This is a genomic window from Chryseobacterium sp. CBSDS_008 (assembly GCF_049959325.1).
Lineage (GTDB): Bacteria > Bacteroidota > Bacteroidia > Flavobacteriales > Weeksellaceae > Chryseobacterium.
On sequence record NZ_CP188202.1, the window covers coordinates 4674564 to 4691650 of the forward strand.

Here is a 17087-nt window from a genome sequence, read left to right on the forward strand (position 1 = left end):
GCAGATGGCTGGATTCCTGCAGTATGCCAAACGCTGCGCACAGATCATCATTACAATTCCGCCATCCGCAGGAATCCAAAAATATTATTATGGAAAACGGAGATTTTTCAAAAGCTTAAGTGTACTTCTCAAGCGTTTAAGAGTGTCTTAAAAAAACTTTTGTGACTTTTTGCGGTTTTCACACAAAATCATAAATCCCGTCTTTCCATCCCAATACTTTGGAGGAATCGGCTCTAAGCCAGTTCTTCAGAATGGTAGCATAAACTTTTCTGAAGTCTTCTTTATAGATCAGATCACCTTCATTCAGGTTCTGTAAATCAGGAAGTGCATTCAAAAGTCCTTTTTTCTTAAGATTTCCGCTGATGAAAAACATTTGGTTGGCTGTTCCGTGATCCGTTCCGTTGCTGGCATTCTGAGCTACACGGCGCCCGAACTCCGAGAATGTCATCAGCAGTATATTTTTAAAAAGTCCGTTGCTCTTCATATCGGCGACAAATGATTTTACCGCTTCATTGATGTCATTGAACAGTTTTTTCTGCCTGTCATTCTGATTGACGTGGGTGTCAAAGCTGCCGATCGAAAGATAGTATACCTGGGTATTGATATCAGATTTTATTAAAGAGGCTACCGTTTTAAAGTCTTTTCCTAGCTGAGAACTGGGATAAACCTGTTCGGTTTTTTTGGCTTTGCTTTTTTCAAAAATATAATCAGCATTATTGATGGTGGAACCCAGAGTCTGATAAAGATATGACACCGTTTCATCATCATGATGATGGTCATAAAGAGATTTAAAATACTTTTCCTGACTGGTTTGATAGAGTCTTTTGGGATCTTTAAAGGCAAATGCTTTATTGTTTTCTCCTTTTAAGGCAAGGCTTAGCATGTCATCTACTTCCAATGCCTGGGTAGGGTGGTCGCAGCGATAGCATTCCTCATCCAGGAAACGTCCCAGCCAGCCTGTTTCCAGAAACTGATCACTTCTGCTTGCCGACTGCCAGATATCCATACTGCGGAAATGGGATTTATCCGGATTGGGATATCCGACATTATTCATCACGGAAAGTTCTCCGTTATCAAAAAGCTCTTTAAAATAGGAGAGGGAAGGATTGATTCCTGCTTCATCCGTAAGCGGTATTGAATCTTGAATAGCCAGTGTTTTCCTTTCCCTGAAATAAATATCATTTTTGGCTGGAATAATGGTGTTCAACCCATCATTTCCCCCTGTAAACTGGAGGACTACCAGAATATTCTGACTGGGAGTCAACGCTTCATCCAGTGTCATGGCTTTTAAGAAATTAGGCATGAGCATAGAAGCGGTGGCCAGTGAACTTATTTTGAGGAATTCTCTTCTTTTGATTAACATAATTTTGTTTTTAGGGTAAATGTGGAAGGTGGTAGGTAGCAGGTTGTAAGTTATAGGGCTGGGCTATATTTATAGCAGTAAAAAATAAGGGGTAGCCATGTTATACTGCGACAGCTATTACCCGCAACCTAAAACCTTCTACCTAACTTAGCTGGTATTCCGGGGTAGACATCAGGTTGATGATATTCATTTTTATGCTTTTGTCAGAAAAATTCTTGACGGAGCTCATGTCGAGGCTTTGAGTATTCTGAAGAAAATAGTCTTCACAGTTTTTATGGGCAAAAAGCTTTTCAATACGATCCCAGTCGATGGTGATATTCGGGTTTTTAAAACTTTTGTTTAAAGCAGTTTCACGGGATTTCATTCCCATATCGATATCATCATCCTGCCGGGGACTGTATTCCAAAGGACGGAGTCCGGACCAGATCTGCGGAACCTGAAGCCTCAGCATCAGTGTAGAGCTGTCGATCCATGATTTTCCATTCGGCCACCCTGATACATTGGGCGGATAAAGAAGCATCTGTCCCAGTAATTTCTGATAAACGATGAGGTTTTCAGGATTCTGAATATGCATAGGAAGGATACGCATAATGCCGGCCATCAGCTCTACAGGAGATTTTATCCTGTTGCCGATATTCTTCTGATCATAAAACCATGTGCTTGAAAATATCTCAATCATCAGTTTTTTGATGTCATATCCTGAATTGTAGAAATTGGTGCTGAGCTGGCTGATGATATCCTGATCTGCTTTTTCATTCACAAAGAATTTATAAATTTTCGTTGTGATAAACTGGGCAGTGGCTTTCTGTTCCAGGATAATATTGAGAACATCGCTTCCATCAAAGTTGCCGGTTTTTCCCAAAAAAGTTTTGGAACCTTCATCATGAAGGTTTTTTCTTTCTTTAAAGTTCCCTTCCTTATCATAGCTCCATCCGGTAAAAGCTCTGGCTCCTTCTCTTACATCTTTTTCAGTGTAGCTGCCTCTTCCCATGGTAAACAGTTCCATGACTTCACGGGCAAAATTCTCATTAGGATGATCCTTTTTATTCTGCTGGTTATTCAGAAAATTAAGCATGGCCGGTGACTGACTGACTTCAAAAAGAAGCTCTTTGAAATTTCCCAGCGCATTTTTCCTGATCGTATTCAAAAGTTGTCTGTTGAACTTCGGATTTATTACTCTTGAAGCGAAATGTCCATGCCAGAAAAAAGCCATTTTTTCCCTCATTTGCTCCTTACTGTTTACAATGGCATTCAGAAAATTCAGATTCAGCTCGTTGTTTTGTTCCCTGTTGATCCGCTGCATTTCTTTTTTCTTTTCCGCAGTGGCAGTACTGTTCATGTAGTCAGCTTCCGTATCCGGATCAGGAGTATCATAGGTGATCTCACTAAAGTTATCTTCTTTACATAATTCATTCAGTAACGTTGTAATGTTTTTATTTTTCAAATCATCAATTTGATTAATACCAACACCAAAACCTGCGCGCCAAAGAAGATGCTTGTTTTTTAATAATGAATCAGCCATCGTGGAGAATTTATTTTTTGATGTGTTTTGAAGAAAAAGGTTAAAATAATAACGGATTAAGGATTGTTAATATTGTCGTGTCAGGCTGGTAGCTATGTCTGCAGGAAGGAGAATTTTTTTTATTTTAATTATAAATTATAACAGACGTGGTTTTTTATAAACAGGATATTACTTCCAGCCTCCATCTACTTGCTTCCTTTCTTTTTCTTTAATTCACTTTTGAGGTCAGTTTTTTGATAATTTTTGTTAAACAAACATTTAAATTTTGTTAAAATTAAGATATTGATAATCATTATTTTATGTTTTGTTTAGGTGTTAAAAATAAAGAAAAAGCGGTGGTTGGCACGATTTTTACATCCTCTTGTTTAGTAAAATTAAAAAATTAGAGTTATGAAAATGTTTAAACAAGCAATAGTACTGGCTGGTATTTTAACAGCAGGTATAGCAAGCGCCCAAAGTGCTCAAATGAATAATATGATCAAAGTAGGTGCAAATGTTGGTTTAGCAGTTCCCGCTGATAATCTTTCTGCTGCAGTAGGAGTGGATGTAGCTTACCAGAACCTGATTACACCGGGATTCGGATTAGGTATCGCATCAGGATATACTCACTATTTTGGAAAAGAGAACAACGGATATAAAAACAATGATGTAGGCGTGGTTCCTGTAGCAGCTTTAATCAGAATTTATCCGAAACAAACAGGTTTCTATTTCGGAACAGACTTAGGATACGGTTTCCTGGTTGGAGATAAAGCAGTAGCATCCAACACCAATGTTGAAAGAGCAAGCGGAGGTTTCTACCTTAAGCCGGAGATCGGATACCACAACAGAGACTGGAATTTCTTCGTACAATACCAAAAGGTTTTTGTAGGAACTAAAGGAGATTTGCCAGGTCAGGATTATAATGTGGGCAATATCGGAGTAGGATTCGGTTATAATATTCCATTAGGAAAGTAGTTAGATTTAATATATAAACAATTATTAACCAAAACCTTTTCACGAAAGTGGAAAGGTTTTTTTGTTCTGTGCAGGATTTACAAAAACAATTATTATATTTGGTAAAATTTGAGGTTATGATTTTGAATCCAAAATTTCCACTTTATTTACCAGGAGTAGAGAACAGTAATAATGATAATGTTTCTATCATTGGGGCAAGTCTCCGTGAAGATATAACAATCTTAGGCTATTTCGTTTCCGGGAACGGAGGTCTTGAGATAAAAGTACAAAATACATATGCAACCCAGGAATATTCTTCTTTTTCAGATATTTTAAAGAAGTTTATCCAGGATAATCAGCTGCAAAACGTAAAACGTCTGGGAATGGCAGTGCCGGGTCCTGTACTTTACGGAAAAAGCAGCCCTGCAAGATTGGGATGGCATTTGGATGTTGCTGAATATGCCCGTGATTTCGGGTTTGAAAAAGTAGACATGCTGAATGACCTTGAAGCTTCTGCCTACGGAATGGCCCTCCTGGAAGATAATGATCTTGAAGCGATCTATACCAGCGGACATCTTGAAAAAGGAAACGTCGCGGTGCTTGCTCCCGGAAACGGATTGGGTGAAGCCGGATATTTCTTTGACGGAAAGTACCTGAGACCTTTCGCAACAGAGGGAGGACACTCAGAATTCTCACCAAGAACCAATGTAGAAGTTGAGTTTTACCAGTTCTTAAATAATATCTATGGTATTGTAAGCTGGGAAAATGTACTTTCAAAGTCAGGATTATTCAATATCTACAGATTCCTAAGAGATGTGAAAAGACATCCAGAACCGGAATGGCTGGGAGAACGTCTTGCGCAGGGGAATTTCGTGGAAGAGCTTTATAAAGCGGCTATCGATGAGAATGTACTGATCTGCAGAATCGCTTTAGATACCTTCGTGGAGTTCCTGGCAAGGGAAGCAAACAACTTAACATTAAAGTTAAAAGCTACCGGAGGTTTACTGATTGCCGGAGATATTCCACAGATGATTACAGAATACATCGATAAGGCGAAATTCTATGAGAAATTTAAGATCAGTGATAAAATGGAGGAGATGCTTAAAAATACACCCATCTACCTCGTCAAGCAAAATCACACAGCATTGAATGGTATAGCACTTTATACAGCTTACTATCAGGTATAATACAGCTCCGGAGAAACCCGGAGTTTTTTTATGAGATGATATTATTCATGAAAATAATAAAATTTATTGATATACATCAATGAAATCTATTGAAGAAGATACCTACCTTTGTGCTGTTAAATAAGTAAATAAACTCTATTCAATGAAAAAAATATTTTTATTAGCAGTTTTAGCCGGTGGTTTAGCATTCGGACAATCAAAAAAAGTAGTAGCGTCTGATGTACACTGGTGGGGATATAAAGTAGCAAAATCTGAGGCAAGTTCTCACGACGGTACTGTAAAAGTAAAGTCTGGAGATATGGTAATGAAAGGTAACCAACTGGTAGGCGGAAGCTTCGTGTTGGATATGACTTCTATCAGCTCAACAGACCTTACAGGAGAATATCAGCAGAAATTAAACGGGCACCTTAAGAATGGTGATTTCTTTGAAGTTGAAAAATTCCCTACGGCTAGCTTCAAAATTACAGGAGTAAAGAAAAACAGTGATAAAATCTATAATTCTCTTGTAACCGGAAACCTTACAGTAAAAGGAAAAACAAACCCAATTTCTTTCCCTGCTAAGATTTCTTACAGCAAAGGAGTGGTAAGTCTGGTATCAAACAAATTCTCTTTCGACAGACAAAAATTTGATGTAGCTTACAAATCTACTATGCAGGATGTTTTTGTGAAAGATGATATTGATATGCAGGTAAAAGTAACTGCTCAATAAATTAATCAAAAAAAGATTGTTAAAAGTGTAGAAGTTCTACACTTTTTTTTATTTTTGTTGAATTGTAAATAAAAAAGAATGAAAAGATTACTATTGTTTGCTATGGTGTGCGCAAGCATATCATTTGTTTCTGCCCAAAAGAAATTTGATAAGGTTTCTAAAGTGACTTCATCAGAGATCAGATGGTGGGGATATAAGGTGGTAAAAACCGAGGCCTCTTCCCACTCAGGAACAGTAAAGCTGAAAAGCGGAAAATTCAACTTTGATCATACCGTTCTGGTAGATGGAGAGTTTGTAATAGATATGAGAAGTCTGATGGCAGGAGATGTGTCTGATGAAGATCAGATCAAGCTTACTAATGATCTGAAAAGCTCAAACTTCTTTGAAGTTAAAAAATTCCCTATTGCAAAATTCCATTTGACTAAAATTATTCCTTTAGCAAACAGCGAATACAATTCTACAGTGTACGGTGACCTTACCCTTAAAGGGGTGAGAAAAACAATCTCTTTCCCTGCAAATGTATACGTTACCCAGTTCACAACCTCTATTGAATCTGCCAAGTTCTCTCTGAACAGAAGAGACTTTAAAGTGTTCTATCAGTCTTCATTGAAAGATTACTTCATTAAGAACGAAATGGATATCCAGTTTAAAGTTACCACAGAAATGCTGGATAACGAGAATAGGGTTCCAAAAAAGAAAAAGTAAGATATATTTTATTCATACAGAAGAGCGGTTCGTGAGGACTGCTTTTTTTATGCTTTATTACATAAGATTAGCTGCTGTTATTCCTTGTTTCTGTATTTTTTATAAATTAGTGGTATGAAAATTTATATCGTAAGCGGTCTGGGAGCAGACTTCAAGGTCCTTGAAAGAATAGAGTTTCCCAAACATTGTGAATTGATTTTTATAGACTGGCTTATTCCTGAAAAAAATGAGCCTTTTGATGCCTATGTTAAAAGAATGGCTGAGAAAGTAGATGATTCAGAGCCATTCTGCCTGTTGGGGTATTCTTTTGGAGGAATTCTTGTGCAGGAGATCAATCGGCTGAAACCTGCAGAGAAAGTAGTAATCCTTGGAAGTATAAAGTCTGATAAGGAAAAATCCAGATTCATCAAGACGGGTGAGGTTACAAAAATTCCAAGAATGCTTCCTGTAGGCTTGTTCAACGACAAGGCAGCCAATGTATATGCCGTGATCCGAAAGCTTTTTGATCCTAAAAATCCAAAACTTCTGCAATATTTTAAAGTAAGAGATCCTTATTACCTGAAATGGTCTGTAGAAAAAGTTTCCGAGTGGAAGTTTGAGGAGAATCCCAATGTCATTCAGATATTAGGTGATAAAGACATTGTTTTTCCCATCCGCTATTCAAATCCGAATTATGTAGTAAAAGGAGGAACACACCTTTTCCCGGCGACCAAATCTAAAGAAGTTTCCAAAATACTTAAAGAGATCTTTTCTGAAAAAATAGATAATATTACTGATTGATTATTTTTTTTAGGGGTATTTGTTTTAAAAATATATTTTTTATAGAATTTATGTTTAAATTTGATAGGGTTAAATATGAATTTTATGAAAATTGGATTAAAATGGATCGTTTCTTTCTCCGTTATCACGCTCGTAGCCATTGGAGGTTTGTTCTGGAATCCGGCTGCCGATCTTACTCATACAGGAGAATTTCTAAGTGAAGATAATATTGTAGGTGCCGATGTAGCCTGGATTCTGGCTGCAGCAGGTCTTGTGCTGCTCATGACACCAGGGCTTTCCTTTTTTTACGGAGGGATGGTTGGCAGGAAAAATGTCATTTCTACCATGCTGCAGAGCTTTATTGCTTTAGGAGTGATCTCCATAGTTTGGGTCGTGGTAGGTTTTTCTTTGTCTTTCGGAGAATCTCTGGGAATTACGATCGGAGGAAAACATTACGGCATCATTGGAAATCCTTTGAGTTATCCCTTTTTCAGCGGCGTTGGAAATCTGCCTCATAAACTGATGGCTCCCACAATTCCTTTTATTCTCTTTGCTTTGTTTCAGATGAAGTTTGCGGTTATCACGCCGGCTATCATTACCGGATCTTTTGCGGAGAGGGTTCGTTTTATCTCTTATTTATTATTCATTGTCCTTTTCAGTATCTTTATTTATACCCCGCTTTGTCATATGGTATGGCATCCTGATGGTCTTTTGAATAAATATTTTGGAGTGAAAGACTTTGCAGGCGGAACTGTGGTGCATATGAGTGCCGGTTTTGCAGCACTTGCGGGAGCTCTGGTGGTTGGAAACAGAAAAAATCCGCATCATGAGCCTTCCAATATTCCTTATGTGCTTCTGGGAACAGGAATGCTGTGGTTCGGATGGTTTGGCTTCAATGCAGGATCTGCATTGAGTGCTTCTGCGTCTGCGGCTACCGCTTTTGGAACAACTACAATTGCCTCTGCTTCAGCCATGATGACGTGGATCTTTTTCGACAGAATCAATGGGAGAAGTGTTTCTGCGTTGGGAGCCTGTATCGGAGCTGTAGTAGGATTGGTGGCAATTACTCCCGGATGTGGTTTTGTAAGCATTCAGGAAAGTCTTTTTATAGGATTTATTACTGCAATAGTTTCTAATGTAATGATGAACTGGAAAGTTTTAAAGAAAATAGATGATACGCTGGATGTTTTTGCCTGCCATGGAGTAGGAGGAATAATGGGAATGATTCTTACTGCTGTCTTTGCTCATGGTGAGAAAGCCAGTCTGCTACATGGTGGAGTTGATGTTTTTCTGCATCATATGGCAGCATTGGTATTGGTTTCTGCTTTCACATTTTTCGGTTCGCTGCTTTTGTATAAGGTTACAAATTCTATTATTACTCTCAGAGTTTCTGAAGAATCTGAAAATAAAGGCCTTGATCTGTCCCAGCATGAGGAATGTCTGCAATAGCTTTATATATTCCGGCGAATATTGATTTCATTACATATTTGAAGATGATTTTGGGATTTATCATGTATCTTTGTTTTTGAGGAAAATGACGAATCATTTATGGAATCAATATCGGTTTTTGAAATTATTAAAGTAGGAATAGGTCCGTCTAGTTCGCATACGATGGGGCCTTGGAATGCAGCAGCTGCATTTATCAGGATTATAAAAAGAGAAAGATCAATAGAAGAAGTTAGAGAGGTTTTTCTTGAATTTTTTGGCTCACTCGCAAAAACGGGAATCGGGCATGGAACTGATATTGCCGGAATGCTCGGTTTGAATGGAGAAGATTTTAAGACCATCAATACTTCAAAAATTGATGAAAAAATTGAATACATCAAAAGTACTCAAACCATTAATCTGGGTGGTGAAAAGATAATTCCTTTTATCTACGGGCATCATTTGGTTTTAAATATGAAAAAGAGCCTTGATTTTCACCCTAACGGAATGATCTTCAGAGCTGTTTTCGAAGATGGAACAGAGCTTGTGCAGGATTTTTATTCTGTAGGAGGCGGTTTCATTGCCAGCCAGGAAAAAAACTCTATTCAAAAGCAGTGTGTTCGTACATTATATCCTTGTCATAAAGCTTCGGATATTGCAAAATATTGTGAAAAACTGGGATTTGATAAAATGTCAGATTTGATTTTCATGAATGAAGAAAGCTGGAGAACTCAGGAAGAAACAAGGCAGGAAGCACTTTACATCTGGCAGCAGATCAAAGAGTGCATTTACAAAGGTGTTAATAAAGAAGGCATTCTTCCGGGCGGGCTGAATGTTTCCCGAAGAGCTGCAGGAATCAACAGAAAGCTGTTAGGAGATAAAATCTATAAAAATAAAGATGAATGGTTCCAGCAGGTGGTAGATGCTGAGGAGAACTTCACGAATATCAACAAATGGATTGCCTGTTTTGCACTGGCTGTGAATGAGGAGAATGCAAGTTTCGGCAGAATTATTACTGCGCCTACGAATGGCGCGAGTGGAGTAATTCCGGCGGTATTGATGTATGCTCAGGCATTTACGCCATTCACCAGTGAAGATGATATTGTAAGATTCTTGCTTGTGGCAGGAGAAATCGGAACGTTATTTAAGAAAAATGCAACCATTTCGGCAGCAATGGGAGGATGTCAGGCTGAAATCGGGGTGTCTTCCGCAATGGCAGCCGCCGGACTTACAGAGATCCTGGGCGGAAGTGTAGGACAGGTATTGATGGCGGCAGAAATTGCCATGGAACATCATCTGGGATTAACCTGTGACCCAATTAAAGGGCTGGTGCAGATTCCATGTATTGAAAGAAATACGATGGGCGCGATGAAAGCGATTACTGCAGCCAATATTGCACTGGAAAGTGATCCTGCCAAGGCAAAGGTAACATTGGATGAGGTGATTCTGACGATGTGGGAAACCGCTCAGTCCATGAGTGACCGTTTTAAAGAAACTTCGGAAGGCGGACTCGCAATCGCCGTCAACGTTCCGGAATGTTAATATAAATAACACTGTTTTAAAAATAAAACCCTTAGACATTACTGACTAAGGGTTTCTTAATAAAATAAAAGTAAAAACCACAGGGCTTTTAGTATCGTATAGAATCACTTACCTTAAAATTCCTCTGATTCTGTTGGCATTGGTGATCAGTTCTTCAAGGTATTCATAATTCTCTTTTTCAAGGGCAGATTTGAATTTTCTAAGCTGGGAAATATGTTCATTCAGGACATCCAGCACATTTTCTTTGTTTTGTTTAAAAATGGGAACCCACATTTCAGGATGCGATTTGGCAAGACGTACCGTGCTTGAAAAACCGGAACTGGCAAGCTGAAAAATAGTTTCTTCCTCCCGTTCTTTTTCTAATACCGTGTTGGCAAGGGCATAAGATGTAATATGGGAAATATGGGAAATATAAGCGGTGTGGACATCGTGATCTTCTGCATTCATGTAGATCATGTGCATGTCAAGGGCATTCACTACCTGTTCAACGGTATTCAGTGCGTCTTCTGCAGATTCTTCTTTATTACAGATTACACCAGCTTTTCCTGAGAAACTTTCTGCAATAGCAGATTTCGGACCATTGTTTTCTGTTCCCCACATCGGGTGGAAGGCTACAAATCTTGAACGTTTCGGATGGTTTTTTACAGCATGTACAATGCCTGCCTTGGTGGAACCTGCATCCATTACCGTCTGCTGATCAGACACAAGGTCTAAAACAGTTGGTAATAGCTTTCTGGCAGCATCTACTGGAATAGCAAGAATAATCAGATCCGAATTTTTAATTCCATGCTCAAGATCTACTCCGGCATCAATGATTTCAAGGTCTAATGCGTCATTGATATGCTGGGTATTGTTATCGATTCCGTAGATGAAGCTGGCGATGTTTTTCTCTCTTAATTTCAAAGCCATCGAACCTCCGATTAATCCCACTCCAATAATACTTATTTTCATCTTTCTTAATTTTTTTTAAATAAAAAAAACCTCGCCCTTAGGACGAGGTTTTAATTTATATTCATAAGAATCCCTATCCCAGAGCTGAGGTAAAAATTCTATAATAATATGTTCCGTTGTTAAAAATCACAGAGCAAAGGTAAAAATATTTTTTTAAATGAAACGAAATTTTCTTTTCTAAATTGTATAGGGATGGGATGAGTTGGTTTTTTGATGATGTTTTTTAGGCTTTTGCATTGCTGCACCAGTTCAAACATGTTATTATTTCATTTTCTGTAAAGGCATCTCATTATTCCCAGGGTTTATAAAGTATATGGGATTTCCTGAAATAAAGTAATTGTCATCTGATTTTTCAATGTAAATAATTCCCATCTCATCAGAAGAATCATCATACTTTATTTTAATTTTTTGATGATTAACTTCTTCAGCATTTAAATTAGAATATTTATTTATTATTCCTTCTTCAGTAACATCTACTGAAATGTCATTCAATGAATTTATTGTAATGTTAAAAACAGTTTTTGCTTCGTCTCTATTTGATGCTTCAAAATGATATTCTCCTTTCCAGAAATTAATATTGGTTTTTTTAAAATTATTATCTGTTACTACTGTTGATGACTCATTTTCATTATGAGAAATTAAAGAATCAGTTTTGTTTAATTTTGTCTTATTTATTGCAATTATGCTTTTTTGCTCTTTTTTCTGCTCATGAGTATGATAGAAATATGAGCAATAGTGAAAGTAAAAAGTTTTTCATCATTTAATTAAGGTATTTATTCAGATTTTATCCTGCTTTTGTGAACATATCCCTTTTTACCTTCTTTAGAAACCACTAACCACCAATCTCCGTTTTGGTCTAAAACTTCAACTTGTTCTCCGGTCTTAATCTTTTGCAGGATTTGGGAAGAAGAGTTTTTCTCCTTTCTTAGGTTGGTAAAACCATCGCTATCCTGAATGATAAAATTGGTATTACTTTCTTTTTGGTAAATATATTTCACATAGTCTTTTAAAGTAGGTAAATCATAAAATTTATTTTTTTCCAGATTTGATTTATAAGTTGGATTTTTATTTAAATAGCTTTCAATATTGCCTTGTATTCCAACTCTTAATTCTCTCTCAAATAAGTAAGATATTGTTTTTTCAGGTTCAAAATATTCTTTTGGAGATGATGATATTTTATTTATTATATCACCTATTCTTAAATAACCATTACCTTCTTTAGCGTAAGAAAAGTCTTCAACTTTACCTTTATAAATAATGGTTTCTATGTCGTCAAATATTTGTTTTTTCAATTTTTTATACCCGCCAGAATCTATAAAAATTAACTGCTCCATATCGGAAAGACTATTAAAATCGAATTTTTTAAATACTGATTCCACAAGCTTTCTATCCTTATTGTATCCATAGTAAACAACTAAATCGTATAAAAGATTGGAATTGTTTGTTTGCAGCCAAACATAAGATACGGGAGTATTATAAAATATATAAGAATTAAAATGATACAACAAGTCAGGATTTATAAACTCTGGTTCGGCAGCACCAGCGTCCTGAATGAAAATAAATTTATTTTCTTTAATAGCTACCTCTGGAAACATTGCCGGACGTAAAGCAATTATGGAATTTTTATAATCTTTCAAATTGAAAGAAAATACATCCAAAATTTTTTGATTAAAGGTATTTTCATCAGGAAATTGAAATTTTCTTTGCTCTAATACTTTTTTCGTTTTATTGATAAATTCAGGAGACAGGTCATCATAGTTTGATTTTGTGCCGTCTCCTTCATCTGTAATATTATAGGATGCTGTTTTTAAAGAGTTTATTTCTTTGATGTTCTGCAAGTGAAGTTTACTTTCTTGTCCAGTGCAAGAAAATAGCAATGAATACATAAGAGCTAAAGAAATATTTTTCATTGTTTGTGTTTATTTTAGAATCCAGCAATATAGATCGCAGAAGCCTATCTGAATCAAATTGTAATAATTATTTTTATTTTTTTAATATTACATTTTTTAATCCATATCTTTTTTCTGTGTATTCACTCTCCAATAATAAATTACCTTTGTTATATTGAAGAATACCAAAATAAAGCGGTTTATCTGCATCACCAATATATCCATTAATCACCTCTGAATATTTTAAAAATATTTTTCCATCAACAGTCTTAACTTGTTTAAGAAGGTATTGATTATACATTTTCCCCATATTTCCGGATTCTGTATAAATAATAGAATCTTCCTCAATTTTCAATGAAATTCCATAATCATCTAACTTCTCATTTGTTGCAAAATATTCTCCTGATGAATTTGAAATCTGTTGTTTTGATGATGAAATACTTCCTGTAATTTTTTGTAAATCAGAGTCAATACTTTGATTATTAAGGTTCTCTTTTTTTTCTTCTCTCTTCTGTTCACATGAGTATGATAGAAATATGAGCGATAGTAAAATTAAAAAGTTTTTCATCATTTGGTTAAGGTATTTATTCAGATTTTATCCTGCTTTTATGAACATATCCCTTTTTACCTTCTTTAGAAACTACTAACCACCAATCTCCGTTTTGGTCTAAAACCTCAACTTGTTCTCCGGTCTTAATCTTTTGAAGAATTTGTGATGTTGTATTTTTATCTTTTCTTAAATTTGTAAAACCATCAGGATCTACTATTATTGAATATATTTTTTCTTGATTATCTTCTTGTAAAAGTCCATAATCTTTGGAATATCTTTCAAGAAATGGATAGCCATAATATTTGTTTTTTTGAAAAGAGATCTTTAATTCTGGATGAGAAACATAGACATTATTTAATAATAAGTATGCTTTGTCGGATTGAATATCAATATTTTCCTTACCTGTAAAGCCAAGTTGTAAGAGATAGGCAATAGCCTTTTCTAATGAAGTAGGAGTAATACCATTTGTTTTTATGATGTTGTCTTTATTATCAGCTAAATAAGATGTTAATGCATACAGAAAAGAATCTTTGGATTTTAAACTTTCTAAAAGTTTTTCTCTAATTTTAAATGAATTCGTAGTGTTATTATAGAATACAAATGATAGCCTAGAACTTTGTTCAATATCATCCCAATTTTGAATATTTTTGACCGCAGAATTAAAAAGAACTTCATTTTTTTCATAGTTAAACATAACTACTAAATCGAGTGCAAGATCTGGATTTTTAGATGCTACGCTCAAAATGGATGTTAAATCATCCTGATAAATAATTTTGTTCAGAGTTAATAATTCCTCAAAATAAGGATGTTTTTGATTAGTATTTATACTTGCTTTAACATTATCTAAATCAGGTAGAATATCATTACCTATTTTAATATATTTTCCTTCCTTTGATATCTGATAATTGGTAGCTTCATTGAATATTAAAATATCATTATACCCGTCTTGAAGTTTATCAGGTTTGATACCAAGTAAATCCATATTTATTTTATCAAAATTTTCCTTGGTATTTTTTAATTTATGATTGGTGAAATAACTTTCAATTATTTCAGTTTCTTTTTCTACTATTTTCACTTCCGGCTTACCTGAACAAGAAAATAATAGAAGTGATAATAGTATTAAAAAGGGTTTTATCATTTGGTTTTATTTATTCTTTTTCCAATTCCTGCCAATCTTTGTTTATAAATCTTTTGCTTTTTATAAAATATTTTTTATTCTCATTTTTTAAGACAAATAAATTTTCTCCTTGATAAGGTTTGTTACTTACAATTTTATCAGAGATGCCATCCTTGTTGACATCAAAGGTTTTTATAAAATAATCTTCATTATTGATGTAGGTTTCAAATGAGCTTCTTTTAGTTTCAGCTGATGGCTGTCAGAGTTTTACAATACCTTTGTTTTTATGTTGGAAAGAGCAGGTGAAACCGAGTGTTAAAGCAATAAACAGGAATATATTTTTCATAAAGTTTAATTTAACTGTAACTTTGAAGGTTTTGAAATCAGTAGGCTTAATTTCTTTATTCCATTCAGTGCTTTTACTTCATCCTGTCTCTAACTCTTTGTGGTACTCTGGACATATCTTTCGATTGGCTATTCATAAGATTATAGTACTTTATATAAGCTTCTTTTGACTCTTGTTTGTTATTAAGTCCCCATTTAGCATCTGCATAATTTAACCAGGCAACAACCCTGTCAGGATATTGAGACAGTATCTTATCAAGGATGCTAATGGAGCTTTTATAATCTTTATTTTGTTCCTGATAGTAAGCTATATTATTATAATCATTTACCGTTTTTTCATTGAGCGGATATTGTTTTAAAAGCTGATTGATTTCATTTTCAGTTAATGATGAGGTACACTGATAGTCTTTATTAATCTTTGAAACAATATCCAGTGCTTGTTTTAAATCTAATTTTCTAATATACATATCCAGATCTTTTTCTGTAAATGTATTTATCTCTCCAAGGGAAAAAGTAGAATCGTTATTAGGTAAATAAGTATATGAAAATTTACAGATATCATCCTGTTCAACATAGGTTTCTTTAGAAAAGTTTATCTTATTTAACTGCACAGTATTGGAGGCTGAAATAAAATAATATTTATAAGTAAGAAGATTATGAGGGGTATTTTCTTCGGCTGTTTTCTTTATGACCAGAAAATTGTTTTCGAAATAAACATCATCAGTTTTTGGAACAATTGACTTTGTTGTGAAGTTTATAGTATAATTATGATCTTTTAAAGAAAATGCAATATTGCTGTTTGTATTTCTATTTGAGCTTTTAATGATTTTTAATGTACTTAAGTCAATTTTTACTGTTTGATCAGATTTATTGATGGTCTTTTCATTTGAAAAAAACTGGGGCTCTAAAAAGTTAAATGTAATAAAGTTATTTTCTTGAGTAAAACTTAAAAATTTATTTAACGGTGAATCTTGGGTTGAAGAAATATCAATAAAGCCAACTTCTTTTATTTCTTTTTCTTTGACTAAAAAAATACTATATCCCCAAATACCACTCTCATCTCCTTCTTCAATGAAAAGCAAACCAAGGTTTTTATTTTTATAATAATAAGGAATACAGCTCCAAGAATTCTTTTGTAATTTGCCAATTAGAGAATTGTTTGAATAGACCTCATTGTAAAAGCCTCCATCATAGTTTTTGGCAGCTATCCTTATAATATTTTTGTCAAATTTATACTCATATCTATAACTTTTTCCTTGTAAAGTAAAGTCTTTTCTTATTTCTGTAACAGGGGAAAATATCAATTCTTCATGGATAATAGTCTTTTTGTTTTCTATCTTTTCTCTTTTATAATCTTTACAATTATGTACAGCGAAAGTGAAAAATATTAATAATATTAAGGTTCTCATACTTTATCAGTGCTTCTATTTGCTTTATTATATTGTTTTTGTAATTGTAGATCTTCTTTTGAAAGGGAAATATATAGTAAAGGATTGCATCTATACTTATAATTATCTCCTTTCTGTGGAAGCATTTTGTAACAAGTATAAGTACAAATAGCATTAAGAACTTTTTCATCACGAAAGACTGATTTGTTTTATAAACGTTATTTACTTTCTCTAATTCTGTCCATTCATTTAATACTGCTTCACTTCTTTCTCTTTTAATAAAATAGGCGTTGTTTTCTTTTTTTATATTAAAACCGCAGTTGTTATCATTTTCATTTATCAAATTGATTTCATTGTTTTGGATCTGATTAATTTTATAATTTCCTTTACACAATGATGTATTGGCATCTATATAGGCTAAGCCTGGTGTAATTGTTATTTCATAACAGGTTTCGGATTTAATAGAATCGTTTCTCAGATTTGCTTTACAAATGTTATAAAAGCCTTTGAAATCAATTATTTCTTTATTCAGATTTACATTTGTTGTCAGGGCAGGTTGAAACTGCTCCTCAATCAAAGCTGAGTTTTGTTCTTGTTTAGCATTTTCCCATTCCTTCTTGTTTCTTTCTTTACAACTCCAAAAGACGAAGGATGATAATATTAAATGGATTAAAAAGTTTTTCATCATTAATTGAAGTTTTA

16 protein-coding genes are annotated in these 17087 nt (G+C 34.6%); 7 read left to right on the forward strand and 9 right to left on the reverse strand.

Annotated elements, in window-relative coordinates:
• Window positions 1–178 precede the first annotated feature (178 nt).
• Together ACP3T3_RS21175 and ACP3T3_RS21180 are read right to left on the reverse strand one after the other, a co-directional pair.
• Complete coding sequence (locus ACP3T3_RS21175; RefSeq protein ID WP_426477686.1) at window positions 179–1363, reverse strand: DUF1501 domain-containing protein; 1185 nt, start codon at window positions 1361–1363, stop codon at window positions 179–181.
• A 142-nt stretch (window positions 1364–1505) separates the two neighbouring features.
• Complete coding sequence (locus ACP3T3_RS21180; RefSeq protein ID WP_426477687.1) at window positions 1506–2885, reverse strand: DUF1800 domain-containing protein; 1380 nt, start codon at window positions 2883–2885, stop codon at window positions 1506–1508.
• Window positions 2886–3275: 390 nt separating this feature from the next.
• Between ACP3T3_RS21180 and ACP3T3_RS21185 the strand changes: the two genes are divergently transcribed.
• The 7 genes from ACP3T3_RS21185 (at window position 3276) to ACP3T3_RS21215 (ending at window position 10145) form a co-directional block, all read left to right on the forward strand.
• Entirely contained in the window at window positions 3276–3839 is a 564-nt protein-coding gene (locus ACP3T3_RS21185; protein ID WP_089693799.1) for a hypothetical protein, read from the forward strand.
• 116 nt (window positions 3840–3955) lie between these two features.
• Window positions 3956–5005, forward strand: coding sequence for a glucokinase (locus ACP3T3_RS21190; RefSeq protein ID WP_426477688.1), 1050 nt, complete (start codon window positions 3956–3958; stop codon window positions 5003–5005).
• 142 nt (window positions 5006–5147) lie between these two features.
• Window positions 5148–5714 carry a YceI family protein gene (locus ACP3T3_RS21195; protein WP_426477689.1) on the forward strand — a complete coding sequence of 189 codons (567 nt, stop codon included), beginning with the start codon at window positions 5148–5150 and terminating at the stop codon, window positions 5712–5714.
• Between the two features lie 78 nt (window positions 5715–5792).
• Window positions 5793–6419, forward strand: coding sequence for a YceI family protein (locus ACP3T3_RS21200; protein ID WP_426477690.1), 627 nt, complete (start codon window positions 5793–5795; stop codon window positions 6417–6419).
• A gap of 114 nt (window positions 6420–6533) precedes the next feature.
• Complete coding sequence (locus ACP3T3_RS21205) at window positions 6534–7199, forward strand: alpha/beta hydrolase (RefSeq protein WP_426477691.1); 666 nt, start codon at window positions 6534–6536, stop codon at window positions 7197–7199.
• 84 nt (window positions 7200–7283) lie between these two features.
• The gene (locus tag ACP3T3_RS21210) at window positions 7284–8627 is read left to right on the forward strand and encodes an ammonium transporter (protein WP_426477692.1); all 1344 of its coding nucleotides are present in this window, start codon (window positions 7284–7286) and stop codon (window positions 8625–8627) included.
• A gap of 99 nt (window positions 8628–8726) precedes the next feature.
• A complete protein-coding gene (locus tag ACP3T3_RS21215) occupies window positions 8727–10145 on the forward strand; it encodes an L-serine ammonia-lyase (protein WP_426477693.1) in 1419 nt (472 codons plus the stop codon).
• A 108-nt stretch (window positions 10146–10253) separates the two neighbouring features.
• On the opposite strand, the gene ACP3T3_RS21220 is transcribed toward ACP3T3_RS21215, so the two are convergent.
• The 7 genes from ACP3T3_RS21220 to ACP3T3_RS21250 all read right to left on the reverse strand — a co-directional run bounded on the left by ACP3T3_RS21220 (window position 10254) and on the right by ACP3T3_RS21250 (window position 17073).
• The gene (locus tag ACP3T3_RS21220) at window positions 10254–11096 is read right to left on the reverse strand and encodes a prephenate dehydrogenase (protein ID WP_426477694.1); all 843 of its coding nucleotides are present in this window, start codon (window positions 11094–11096) and stop codon (window positions 10254–10256) included.
• A gap of 261 nt (window positions 11097–11357) precedes the next feature.
• A complete protein-coding gene (locus ACP3T3_RS21225) occupies window positions 11358–11588 on the reverse strand; it encodes a hypothetical protein (RefSeq protein ID WP_426477695.1) in 231 nt (76 codons plus the stop codon).
• A gap of 281 nt (window positions 11589–11869) precedes the next feature.
• On the reverse strand, window positions 11870–13006 hold the full coding sequence (locus tag ACP3T3_RS21230; RefSeq protein ID WP_426477696.1) for an SH3 domain-containing protein: 1137 nt from the start codon (window positions 13004–13006) through the stop codon (window positions 11870–11872).
• 73 nt (window positions 13007–13079) lie between these two features.
• Window positions 13080–13556: a hypothetical protein gene (locus ACP3T3_RS21235; protein WP_426477697.1), complete on the reverse strand. Its 477-nt coding sequence runs from the start codon at window positions 13554–13556 to the stop codon at window positions 13080–13082.
• A 13-nt stretch (window positions 13557–13569) separates the two neighbouring features.
• On the reverse strand, window positions 13570–14673 hold the full coding sequence (locus tag ACP3T3_RS21240; RefSeq protein WP_426477698.1) for an SH3 domain-containing protein: 1104 nt from the start codon (window positions 14671–14673) through the stop codon (window positions 13570–13572).
• Window positions 14674–15071: 398 nt separating this feature from the next.
• On the reverse strand, window positions 15072–16406 hold the full coding sequence (locus ACP3T3_RS21245) for a tetratricopeptide repeat protein (protein ID WP_426477699.1): 1335 nt from the start codon (window positions 16404–16406) through the stop codon (window positions 15072–15074).
• On the reverse strand, window positions 16360–17073 hold the full coding sequence (locus ACP3T3_RS21250) for a hypothetical protein (protein ID WP_426477700.1): 714 nt from the start codon (window positions 17071–17073) through the stop codon (window positions 16360–16362). The genes ACP3T3_RS21245 and ACP3T3_RS21250 overlap by 47 nt, the downstream gene beginning before the upstream one ends.
• Between the last annotated feature and the right edge of the window lie 14 nt (window positions 17074–17087).

Coding starts and splice junctions, on each gene's coding strand:
- ACP3T3_RS21215 (WP_426477693.1), top strand. CDS start 8,727: ATGGAATCAATATCGGTTTTTGAAATTATTAAAGTAGGAATAGGTCCG.
- ACP3T3_RS21230 (WP_426477696.1), bottom strand. CDS start 13,006: ATGAAAAATATTTCTTTAGCTCTTATGTATTCATTGCTATTTTCTTGC.
- ACP3T3_RS21190 (WP_426477688.1), top strand. CDS start 3,956: ATGATTTTGAATCCAAAATTTCCACTTTATTTACCAGGAGTAGAGAAC.
- ACP3T3_RS21195 (WP_426477689.1), top strand. CDS start 5,148: ATGAAAAAAATATTTTTATTAGCAGTTTTAGCCGGTGGTTTAGCATTC.
- ACP3T3_RS21205 (WP_426477691.1), top strand. CDS start 6,534: ATGAAAATTTATATCGTAAGCGGTCTGGGAGCAGACTTCAAGGTCCTT.
- ACP3T3_RS21220 (WP_426477694.1), bottom strand. CDS start 11,096: ATGAAAATAAGTATTATTGGAGTGGGATTAATCGGAGGTTCGATGGCT.
- ACP3T3_RS21185 (WP_089693799.1), top strand. CDS start 3,276: ATGAAAATGTTTAAACAAGCAATAGTACTGGCTGGTATTTTAACAGCA.
- ACP3T3_RS21235 (WP_426477697.1), bottom strand. CDS start 13,556: ATGATGAAAAACTTTTTAATTTTACTATCGCTCATATTTCTATCATAC.
- ACP3T3_RS21250 (WP_426477700.1), bottom strand. CDS start 17,073: ATGATGAAAAACTTTTTAATCCATTTAATATTATCATCCTTCGTCTTT.
- ACP3T3_RS21180 (WP_426477687.1), bottom strand. CDS start 2,885: ATGGCTGATTCATTATTAAAAAACAAGCATCTTCTTTGGCGCGCAGGT.
- ACP3T3_RS21245 (WP_426477699.1), bottom strand. CDS start 16,406: ATGAGAACCTTAATATTATTAATATTTTTCACTTTCGCTGTACATAAT.
- ACP3T3_RS21210 (WP_426477692.1), top strand. CDS start 7,284: ATGAAAATTGGATTAAAATGGATCGTTTCTTTCTCCGTTATCACGCTC.
- ACP3T3_RS21175 (WP_426477686.1), bottom strand. CDS start 1,363: ATGTTAATCAAAAGAAGAGAATTCCTCAAAATAAGTTCACTGGCCACC.
- ACP3T3_RS21240 (WP_426477698.1), bottom strand. CDS start 14,673: ATGATAAAACCCTTTTTAATACTATTATCACTTCTATTATTTTCTTGT.
- ACP3T3_RS21200 (WP_426477690.1), top strand. CDS start 5,793: ATGAAAAGATTACTATTGTTTGCTATGGTGTGCGCAAGCATATCATTT.